Below are 10132 nucleotides of genomic sequence, written 5' to 3' on the forward strand. Positions count from 1 at the left end.
CAGGACGCGAAAACGGAACTCAGGACTCCTGCGGTGTCACCGGACCGGCGGCCGTCACATCGTGCTCGGGCACGGTCTGCCCCGAGCGGATCAGTTCGATCCGCCCCATCACCTTGGCCCGCAGATCACTGGGCACGTCGTCCTGCCCGCAGCACCGCTTGACCAGCTTCTTGACGGCCTGTTCGAGCCCGTACTTCTCGAGGCACGGCGAGCACTCCTCGAAGTGATGCTCGAACTTGGTGCAGTCGGCATCGGGCATCTCACGATCAAGGAACTCGTAGAGATGATCGAGGATTTCGCTGCAATCCGTCTCGTGCGGCCCTCCGCAGCTCATGAGCCCGAGCCTTTCGCTTCGTTCGACTCTCCGGCGCCGGCCGGGACCAGCCCACGGTCGCGAGCGTAGTCCTCCAGCATGCCGCGCAGTTGACGGCGGCCCCGGTGCAGCCGGGACATCACCGTACCGATGGGTGTCCCCATGATGTCGGCGATCTCCTTGTACGCAAAGCCCTCTACATCGGCGAGGTAGACGGCGATGCGGAATTCCTCGGGGATCGCCTGCAGCGCTTCCTTCACATCCGAGTCGGGCAGGTGGTCGAGCGCCTGCGACTCGGCGGAGCGCAGGCCCGTCGACATGTGCGACTCGGCGCGTGCCAGCTGCCAGTCCTCGATCTCCTCGGCCGCGCTGCGCTGGGGTTCGCGCTGCTTCTTGCGGTACGAGTTGATGAACGTGTTCGTGAGGATGCGGTACAGCCAGGCCTTCAGATTGGTGCCCTCACGGAACTGGTGGAAGGACGCGTACGCCTTCGCGTACGTCTCCTGCACCAGGTCCTCGGCGTCGGCCGGGTTGCGCGTCATGCGCAGCGCGGCCGAGTACATCTGATCGAGGAATTCCAGCGCGTCCCGCTCGAAACGGGCGCTACGGTCCGCGGCGGTCTCCGTGCCCTCGGGCTGCTCCGCCTGGCCCCGTTCGGTCCCTGCGTCGGTCCCAGTGACCGGACCCACCTCCTCCAGCGTTTGTGCGATACCGAGACCGGTACCACCGGATTCGGAGGATAGACGACGATCCTTGCCCGCCGCCGCCCGAACAGGGGCGCTCTTGGCCGCGTGCAGCACCGTCCAGTCCAGGTCAGCGCGGCTGCTGCGGGTCGGGCAGATGGTCGAACCCATGCGGCGGACTTCCTCTCTACGAGCGGTCGGCAGGCTCTCGCGCTGCTCTGATCCACACAACAGAGGACCGTCACGCAACATTCCCGTGCTCCCACCGACTCCTTACCGAGTGACGCACTCCACTCCGCTTACCGTGACGCACTCCACTTCACCCACCGCCCACCGGAGCGAACGAATCCGTCCCTCCCTCACCGAAGCGACGCGATCCACTCCACTACGCCGTCGGTGATCACCTTCAGCGCCTCCTCCTGCCCGAGCGGCGCCCGCTTGGGCACGGCGAACCCGTGATCGCCGTACGGCACCTCGACCAGCCGGTACGCCCCCTCGGCTCCGCCCGGAAACTCCTCCGGCCGCCCGAACGGATCGTTCCCGCCCTGTACGACGAGCGTGGGCACCCCGGCCCCGAGCAGCTCGTCGGCCCGCGACTTCTCCGGCTTGCCCGGCGGATGCAGCGGAAAGCTCAGCGCGAGTACGGCCGCCGCACCCAGCTCCGTCGCCGTACGACAGGCCACCCGGGCCCCGGCGCTCCGTCCGCCCGCGATCACCGGCAGCCCCGGCTCCGCGAGCGCCGGCCACAGCCCCCGCCACCCGGTGTCCAGCGTCTTCGGCGCGGGCGCCAGCTTCTTCCCGGCCACCCGCCAGGGCTGCTCGACGAGGGCCACGGTCACCCCGTGCGCCGGCAGCACGGCGGCGAGGGCCTTGAGGTCCCGCGCCTCGATGCCGCCCCCGGCACCATGGCCGACGCCGAGGACCCATGCGGCGCCCTCGGCCTCGTACCAGGTGAGGCGAGCCGTACCGACCTCGGTGTCGATCTCTTCTGTCGCTGCCATGATCTCGGTCACGTCAGAAGAGTGTGCCTTCCTCGGGCCCCTCCAGCTCCTTCAACAGCTCCGGGGAGTTGTTGCGGACGTTGCTGACGGCCGTGGAGACGGGGTACGCGCGCATCAGCCCGGCGGGCGGCGGTTCGAGCAGCCCGCGCAGATCGTCGAGGTCCGTGCGGGCCGGGTCGAGCCAGCTGTCCCAGCGGTCGGGCGTGAGCATCAGCGGCATCCGGGGATGGATCTCGGCCAGACTGTGCGGGCCGTCCGCCGGGGCCACGGCCAGCGGGGTCTTCTCGGCCTCGGTCGTGATCACCGAGCAGGTGGCCCACCAGGCCTGCGGATGGTCGTCCGGCAGCGTCCGGTCCCGCCAGAACTCGTACAGCCCGGCCATCGCGAAGACCGACCCGTCGGCGGGCAGCACGAAGTACGGCTGCTTGCGTGGCCGCTTCTTCTTGCCGTCGACCTCCAGCTCGCGCTCCTGCTTGCCGGTGACCCACTCGTAGTAGCCGTCGGCGGGCAGGATGCAGCGCCGGGTGGCGAAGGAACGCCGGTACGACGGCTTCTCGTGGACGGTCTCCGCGCGGGCGTTGATCATCCGGGCGGCGCCCTCGGGCGACTTGGACCAGGACGGGACGAGCCCCCACTTCAGCTTGCGCAGCTGGCGAACCGGCCTCTTGTCGTCGGCGTCCTTGAGAGGGCGGTCGAGAACCGCGTAGACCTCCTTCGTGGGAGCCACGTTGTAATCGGGCTCCAGTGTCTCCTCCGGCTCCCACTTCTCGATCTCAAAGATTCCTGCGAGATCCTCTGGCCTACGACTCGCCGCATATCGTCCGCACATGAGTGCCACACTGCCAGGCCCACCCGTCACCCGACCAGCACTCCCCAACGCCGGCGCTACGCGCCGGCCCCCACCCATCGCGACCCCGAGGAGCCACCACCAACGATGGAAAGCACCGCAGCCACCTCCCTGGCCTCCCTCTGGGACGAGCTCGTCGGCACCCAGCCCGACCCCGACACCTGGGTCGTCATAGCCACGGCGGTCGCCGCGCTGGCGGCGATCGTCCCGCACGCCGTCTGGCGTCTCACCCGCAACGCCATCACCATCGCGCACGAGGGCGGCCACGGCCTGGTCGCGCTGCTCACCGGCCGCACCCTGACCGGCATCCGCCTCCACTCCGACACCAGCGGCCTCACGGTCAGCCGCGGCAAGCCCACCGGCCTGGGCATGATCCTCACCGCCGCCGCCGGCTACACCGCGCCCCCGCTCCTGGGCCTCGGCGGCGCCGCCCTCCTCGGCACCGGCCGCATCACCCTCCTCCTGTGGCTCGCCACGATCCTGCTGACCGCCATGCTGATCATGATCCGCAACGCCTACGGCGCCCTCACGGTCGTCCTCACCGGCGGCACCTTCGTGATCGTCTCCTGGCTCGCCGGCCCCCAGGTCCAGGCGGCCTTCGCGTACGCGGTGGTCTGGTTCCTCCTCCTCGGCGGCGTACGCCCGGCCTTCGAACTCCAGGCCAAGCGCAGAAGGGGCGGCGCCGGCGACTCGGACGCGGACCAGCTGTCCCGCCTGACCCACGTCCCGGCGACGGTGTGGCTGCTGATGTTCCACGTGGTGAGCCTGTGCGCACTGCTGGGCGGAGGCAGGTGGCTGCTGAGCTTGTGACCCCCGGTCGTCTTCAGGGGCGCGGGGCTGCGTCTGTTTGCGGCTCCGCCGCGGGGCGCGACCAGCCACGACAAACCCGCACCCGCCCACGGCGATCAAGAGGCCGCCCCTCCCGCGCCCGGCCACTAAAGTGGGCCCCATGGCCGTAAACCCCGCCCACACCGCCCTCTGGCCCGCCCCCCTCGCGAGCGGAGCCGTCGACGCGACGGTCCACGTGCCGGGGTCAAAGTCCGTGACCAACCGCGCCCTGGTCCTCGCCGCCCTCGCGAGCGAACCCGGCTGGCTGCGCCGCCCCCTCCGTTCCCGCGACACCCTCCTGATGGCGGCGGCGCTGCGCGCGATGGGCGTGGCCATCGAGGAAGGGGTCGGCCCGGACGGTTCCGGCGAGGCCTGGCGAGTCCTCCCCACCGGTCTGCACGGCCCGGCCACCGTCGACGTCGGCAACGCCGGCACGGTCATGCGCTTCCTGCCCCCGGTGGCGGCCCTGGCCAACGGCCCCATCCGCTTCGACGGCGACCCGAGGTCGTACGAGCGTCCCCTCAACGGGGTGATCGACGCCCTGCGCGTCCTCGGCGCCCGGATCGACGACGACGGCCGGGGCGCGCTGCCGCTGACGGTCCACGGCAGCGGCGCGCTCGACGGTGGCCCGGTGGCGATCGACGCGTCCTCGTCGTCGCAGTTCGTCTCGGCGCTGCTGCTGTCCGGGGCGCGCTTCAACCAGGGCGTGGAGGTCCGTCACACCGGCTCCACGCTGCCCTCCCTGCCGCACATCCGGATGACCGTGGACATGCTGCGCTCGGTCGGCGCGCAGGTGGACACGCCGGAGTCGGGCGGCGAGCCGAACGTCTGGCGGGTCACGTCGGGCGCCCTGCTCGGCCGTGACCTGACGATCGAGCCGGATCTGTCGAACGCCCAGCCCTTCCTGGCGGCGGCCCTGGTGACCGGCGGCAAGATGATCATCCCCGACTGGCCCAAGCACACCACCCAGCCGGGCGACCAGCTCCGCGAGATCTTCACCGAGATGGGCGGCATCTGCGAACTGACGGAGTACGGACTGGTGTTCACCGGTTCGGGTGCGATCCACGGCATCGACGTGGATCTGAGCGAGGTCGGCGAACTGACCCCCGGCATCGCGGCGGTCGCCGCACTGGCCGACTCCCCCTCCACCCTGCGCGGCGTCGCCCATCTCCGCCTGCACGAGACGGACCGTCTGGCCGCGCTCACCAAGGAGATCAACGAGCTCGGCGGCGACGTCACCGAGACCGCCGACGGCCTCCACATCCGCCCGCGCCCGCTGCACGGCGGCGTCTTCCACACCTACGACGACCACCGCATGGCCACGGCCGGCGCGGTCATCGGCCTGGCCGTGGAGGGCGTACGCATCGAGAACGTGGCGACGACGGCCAAGACCCTGCCGGACTTCCCCGAGCTGTGGACCGGGATGCTCGGGAAGAACTGACGGGCGGACCGGGATCATGCGCCGTTACGGCAAGCACACCGACGAGGACGACATCCGTACCCGCCCGAACCGCAAGGGCAACCGTCCCCGTACGAACATCCGCCCGAAGCACGAGGACGCCGCCGAGGGCATGGTCCTCACCGTCGACCGGGGCCGCCTGACCTGCCTGGTCGAGGATCGCGTGGTCATGGCCATGAAAGCCCGCGAACTGGGCCGCAAGGCAGCGGTCGTCGGTGACACGGTCGCCCTCGTCGGCGACCTCTCCGGCGACAAGGACACCCTCGCCCGCATCGTCCGCATCGCCGACCGTACGTCGGTGCTGCGCCGCACGGCCGACGACGACGACCCGTACGAGCGCGTCGTCGTCGCCAACGCCGACCAACTCGCCATCGTCACCGCCCTCGCCGACCCCGAGCCCCGCCCCCGCCTGATCGACCGCTGCCTGGTCGCGGCGTACGACGGCGGCCTCGAACCCTTCCTGGTGCTGACCAAGTCGGACCTGGCCTCCCCCGACAAACTCCTGGAGCTCTACGGCGATCTCGACATCCCGTACGTCGTGACGAGCCGCGAGGAGTTGGAGACGGGCGACGCCGCCGACCGCGTACGCGAACACCTCGACGGCAAGATCACGGCGTTCGTCGGCCACTCGGGCGTGGGCAAGACGACATTGGTGAACGCACTGGTCCCGGAGGACCTGCGCCGTACGACGGGCCATGTGAACGCGGTGACGGGCCGAGGCCGGCACACCACGACATCGGCGCTGGCCCTTCCCCTGGCGGACTCCGAGGGCGGCTGGGTGGTGGACACCCCCGGCGTACGCTCCTTCGGCCTCGCCCACATCGATCCCTCCCGCGTCATCCACGCCTTCCCCGACCTCGCGTCGGGCACCGAGGGCTGTCCGCGCGCCTGCAGCCACGACGAGCCGGACTGCGCGCTGGACCAGTGGGTGGCCGACGGGCACGCGGACCCGGCCCGCCTCTACTCCTTGCGTCGGCTCCTGTCGACGCGCGAACGCCGGGAAGGCGACTGACCTCCGCGTTGTTTGCCTCCCTGTCCACCCGGTAAGTGCATAATCGCACCAAGTCGGATCCAGACCAGACGAGACCACACGAGACCAGACGACAGCTGTCGAGATCGTACGAGACCCGCCGAGGTCGTACGAAGCGGTCACGGAACGCGGGGACACGGGAGGACGAGACATGGCGTGGCTGCTGGTTGTCGTGGCGGGGCTGCTGGAGACCGGGTTCGCCGTCTGTCTGAAGCTCTCGCACGGATTCACCAGACTCTGGCCGACCGTCGCGTTCTGCATCTTCGCCCTCGGCAGCTTCGGCCTGCTGACCCTGTCCCTGAGGAAGCTCGACGTCGGCCCCGCGTACGCGGTCTGGACGGGCATCGGAGCGGCGGGCACGGCGATCTACGGGATGATCTTCCTCGGCGACGTCGTCTCCACGCTGAAGATCGTCTCCATCACCTTGGTGATCGTGGGCGTGGTGGGCCTACAACTGTCGGGCTCGGCCCACTAGTTGGCCCCGTAGCTGCCCATTGGTCGCCCATTAGTTGAAGGATCGGCTCAACTGGCGTGGCAACGCGGTCCGTACGAGGTCGGTGACGCCGCCCTCGCCGGGGGGCGCCGCGACGCAGGACAGGGCGAGCCGGACGGCGAGTTCGCAGGAACGGGCCAGCTCGACCGTGTCCGACTTGGGGGTGCCGGGCGGCGACAGAATGGCGACGGCGCGGTCGCGGACGAGGGCCACGAAGTCGGAGGGCGCGGGCAGCGGTCCGTCGGCGCGACGCTGCGCGGGCACCGCGGTGGACGAAGGCACCGCCGAAAGCGTCGGCGAGGGCAGGCGCTCGCTCCAGCAACCGGTGAGCATGGCGCGAACGAGCGCGTTGTTGCGGGAGGCCGCCACGGTCCACTCGGCGGTCGCGGCCAACCGCTCCCGGGTGTCAGCGGGTGTGGCCAGCGCCCGGTCCACGCCCGCCAGATAGCCGTCCGCCTCCCTGCGGACCAGGGCCCGCGCGAGCCCGTCCTTGCTGCCGAACTCGTTGTACAGCGTCTGCCGGGACACTCCGGCCACCGCCGCCACGTCCACCATCCGCACAGCGGACCACGGCCGACGCACCAACGCCGTATAAGCGGCGTCCAACAAGGATTCCCGCGCTGCAGGCATCATCGCCTCCCTAACCCGACGGGCGCCCCTGGCCCACACATTTGACGCGCCCAACCCCCCTGTCAAGGGCCCACGACAGCACCAAGGGGCGCACACCAGCCAACACACGCACCGCCCCAAACCGAACACCACCACCACGGCCTTCGTGACCACGGGCCCCGTCGCAGCCGCACTCGCCCTACTCAACCGCGCCCAGCCATACCCCCGAAGCAACCGCCCACCCAAGCAGCGGCGCCGGACGCGGTCGCCATCACCGTCCATGGCTGCGGACGCTCGTGCCACATAGCTGCGGGCAGTCGTGCCGCTGGGGCGATGGGGGTACCTCCCGCTCATGGGGCCCCTCCTGTCATGGGGCCCTCCTGCTCGAGCGAAATCGAGAGTGGGGGAGAAGTCGAGAGTGGGGGAAGGGTGGGCGCAGCGGCACCCTGCACGCGCCGGCGAGCGAAACCCACCCCCGCCCAACCACAGCGCCGGGCACCCCGCAACCAAGGACCCGCCCGGCACCAACCCCGGGCACCCCCATCCACCCCGTATGCCTCCAGGCACCCCCGGCCCCCCTGTAGCCCCGTACCGACCTCGGCAGATACCGTTCGTCACATGCCCGACTACCTCGACGACCTCCGCTTCGCCCACGTCCTCGCGGACACCGCCGACGCGACCACCATGGACCGCTTCAAGTCCCTCGACCTCAAGGTCGAGACGAAGCCGGACATGACCCCGGTGAGCGAGGCGGACAAGGCCGCCGAGGAACTCATCCGCAGCCAACTCCAACGCGCCCGCCCCCGCGACGCGATCCTCGGCGAGGAGTACGGCGTAGAGGGCACCGGACCCCGCCGCTGGGTCATCGACCCGATCGACGGCACCAAGAACTACGTCCGCGGCGTCCCCGTCTGGGCCACCCTGATCTCCCTGATGGAGGCGGGCGAGGGCGGCTACCAGCCCGTCGTCGGCGTGGTCTCCGCCCCCGCCCTGGGCCGCCGCTGGTGGGCGGCGAAGGGCCACGGCGCCTTCACCGGCCGCAGCCTCAGCTCCTCCACCCGCCTCCGCGTCTCCCGCGTCGCGAAGCTGTCGGACGCCTCCTTCGCGTACTCGTCGCTGACCGGCTGGGAGGACCGCGGCCACCTGAACGGCTTCCTGGACCTGACCCGCGCGGTGTGGCGCACGCGCGCGTACGGCGACTTCTGGCCGTACATGATGGTCGCCGAGGGCGCCGTCGACATCTGCGCCGAACCCGAGCTCTTCCTCTGGGACATGGCCGCCAGCGCGATCATCGTCACCGAGGCAGGCGGCACCTTCACCGGCCTCGACGGCCGCCCCGGCCCCCACAGCGGCAACGCGGCGGCCTCGAACGGCCTGCTCCACGACGAGCTGCTGGGATACCTGAACCAGCGTTACTGAAGCGCCCCAGGAGTTACGTATCGATGCGCGCGTACGTATCGACGCGCACCGATACGTACGGGGCACCGGCTTGATCCCGAGGCGCCCCCAATTACCCACGCACGCCCTCTTGTTGACCCCCTCTTTACCTGCGAAGCTGACAGTCCCCCCACTTGTGAACTTGTGCAGTGCTCAACAGACGCCTTGGCGCCGAGCCTGACCCCACCACTCCCCCGCCTTGAACCAACTACCACCAGGGATCCCCTAGGAGGTGGCTGACTCCATGCTCGTCCGCGACGCCATGAGTACGGTGGTCCTCACCATCGGCCCCACCCACACCCTCCGCCAGGCCGCCGCCCTGATGTCCGCACGCCGGGTGGGCGCGGCCGTGGTCCTCGACCCGGACGCCGGGGGACTCGGCATCCTGACCGAACGCGACGTCCTCAACTCCGTGGGTCTGGGCCAGAGCCCGGACATCGAGCGGGCCCACGACCACACCACCACCGACGTCGTGTTCGCCGCACCGTCGTGGACCCTGGAGGAGGCGGCCCGCGCCATGACCCACGGCGGCTTCCGCCACCTGATCGTGCTGGACCAGGGCGCCCCCATAGGCATCGTCTCGGTCCGCGACATCATCCGCTGCTGGTCCCGGGCCCGGCAGCCGGCGACGGCGTAGCCCACCCCGCACACGCGATCGAACCGGAGCACACCAAAGAAAGACGGGCCGGAACCCCGCGAAGAAGCAGAGCCCCGACCCGCCCCCCCTACGACAAGCGGTCCAACCCCGGTCAGCCGCACAGGGCCTGGACTGCGACTCCCAGGCGCTTGCCGAAGCCTCCGCCCACCTGACCGCGCGGAAGTTGGATCGAGTCTAATTCAAGTCATGCTCCAAAGTCACATCTGTTCGGAATCTGTTCCCTGAGCTGTTAGTCTGGCTCATATGAGTGACCTTCTGGAGCGGCTGCGCGGACGCGGATGGCGTATGACCGCGCAGCGGCGCGTCGTGGCCGAGGTCCTCGACGGCGAACATGTCCATCTGACGGCCGACGAGGTGCACGCCCTCGCTGTCGCCAAGCTGCCCGAGATCTCCCGGGCCACGGTCTACAACACGCTCGGTGAGCTGGTCTCCCTCGGCGAGGTGCTGGAGGTCGCCACGGACAGGCGCGCCAAGCGGTACGACCCCAACGCGCACCGCCCGCATCACCACCTGGTCTGCGCCCAGTGCGGCACCATCCGTGACGTCCACCCCACCGGCAACCCCCTCGCCGACCTCCCCTCCTCGGAACGCTTCGGCTTCACCGTCTCGGACGTAGAGGTGACATACAGGGGCGTATGCCCCACCTGCGCGACGACGTAGGCCCCAAGTCCCGAAAAGGCCCGGCGCTCAATCCGCCGGGGCCTTTTCACGCCGATCCCACCGAGCCGACCGATGGCCCGTCCCAAAGCACACCCGTGCCCTCAAACCAAGAGG

12 protein-coding genes are annotated in these 10132 nt (G+C 70.2%); 7 read left to right on the top strand and 5 right to left on the bottom strand.

What is annotated here, in order from left to right:
- Positions 1-19: 19 nt before the first annotated feature.
- The 4 genes from rsrA to STRIP9103_RS11645 form a co-directional block, all read right to left on the bottom strand.
- Positions 20-334 (bottom strand): mycothiol system anti-sigma-R factor, encoded by a 315-nt coding sequence (rsrA, locus tag STRIP9103_RS11630; protein ID WP_009308529.1) that lies wholly within the window; start codon positions 332-334, stop codon positions 20-22.
- Positions 331-1002, bottom strand: coding sequence for an RNA polymerase sigma factor SigR (sigR, locus tag STRIP9103_RS11635; RefSeq protein WP_048820112.1), 672 nt, complete (start codon positions 1000-1002; stop codon positions 331-333). Before sigR ends, rsrA begins: the two co-directional genes overlap by 4 nt.
- Positions 1003-1355: 353 nt before the next feature.
- A complete protein-coding gene (locus STRIP9103_RS11640; RefSeq protein ID WP_086019252.1) occupies positions 1356-1997 on the bottom strand; it encodes an alpha/beta hydrolase family protein in 642 nt (213 codons plus the stop codon).
- A gap of 13 nt (positions 1998-2010) precedes the next feature.
- Positions 2011-2826: an SOS response-associated peptidase gene (locus tag STRIP9103_RS11645; protein WP_009308526.1), complete on the bottom strand. Its 816-nt coding sequence runs from the start codon at positions 2824-2826 to the stop codon at positions 2011-2013.
- A gap of 105 nt (positions 2827-2931) precedes the next feature.
- Between STRIP9103_RS11645 and STRIP9103_RS11650 the strand changes: the two genes are divergently transcribed.
- The 4 genes from STRIP9103_RS11650 to STRIP9103_RS11665 all read left to right on the top strand — a co-directional run bounded on the left by STRIP9103_RS11650 (position 2932) and on the right by STRIP9103_RS11665 (position 6636).
- Entirely contained in the window at positions 2932-3654 is a 723-nt protein-coding gene (locus tag STRIP9103_RS11650) for a M50 family metallopeptidase (protein WP_009308536.1), read from the top strand.
- 139 nt (positions 3655-3793) lie between these two features.
- Entirely contained in the window at positions 3794-5113 is a 1320-nt protein-coding gene (gene aroA, locus STRIP9103_RS11655; protein WP_048820110.1) for a 3-phosphoshikimate 1-carboxyvinyltransferase, read from the top strand.
- Positions 5114-5129: 16 nt separating this feature from the next.
- Positions 5130-6143 carry a ribosome small subunit-dependent GTPase A gene (rsgA, locus tag STRIP9103_RS11660; RefSeq protein WP_009308519.1) on the top strand — a complete coding sequence of 338 codons (1014 nt, stop codon included), beginning with the start codon at positions 5130-5132 and terminating at the stop codon, positions 6141-6143.
- A gap of 169 nt (positions 6144-6312) precedes the next feature.
- Entirely contained in the window at positions 6313-6636 is a 324-nt protein-coding gene (locus STRIP9103_RS11665) for a DMT family transporter (RefSeq protein ID WP_009308523.1), read from the top strand.
- A gap of 30 nt (positions 6637-6666) precedes the next feature.
- Here STRIP9103_RS11665 and STRIP9103_RS11670 read toward each other — a convergent pair whose 3' ends face one another.
- Positions 6667-7284, bottom strand: coding sequence for a TetR/AcrR family transcriptional regulator (locus STRIP9103_RS11670; RefSeq protein WP_078613868.1), 618 nt, complete (start codon positions 7282-7284; stop codon positions 6667-6669).
- Positions 7285-7881: 597 nt separating this feature from the next.
- Here STRIP9103_RS11670 and hisN point away from each other — a divergent pair.
- The 3 genes from hisN to STRIP9103_RS11685 all read left to right on the top strand — a co-directional run bounded on the left by hisN (position 7882) and on the right by STRIP9103_RS11685 (position 10018).
- Positions 7882-8682, top strand: a complete 801-nt coding sequence (gene hisN, locus STRIP9103_RS11675) for a histidinol-phosphatase (protein WP_009308530.1) — start codon at positions 7882-7884, stop codon at positions 8680-8682.
- 262 nt (positions 8683-8944) lie between these two features.
- Entirely contained in the window at positions 8945-9337 is a 393-nt protein-coding gene (locus STRIP9103_RS11680; RefSeq protein ID WP_009308525.1) for a CBS domain-containing protein, read from the top strand.
- A 264-nt stretch (positions 9338-9601) separates the two neighbouring features.
- Positions 9602-10018 (top strand): Fur family transcriptional regulator, encoded by a 417-nt coding sequence (locus STRIP9103_RS11685; protein ID WP_009308527.1) that lies wholly within the window; start codon positions 9602-9604, stop codon positions 10016-10018.
- The last annotated feature ends 114 nt before the right edge of the window (positions 10019-10132 follow it).

The sequence above is a fragment of the Streptomyces ipomoeae 91-03 genome (genome assembly GCF_000317595.1).
Lineage (GTDB): Bacteria > Actinomycetota > Actinomycetes > Streptomycetales > Streptomycetaceae > Streptomyces > Streptomyces ipomoeae.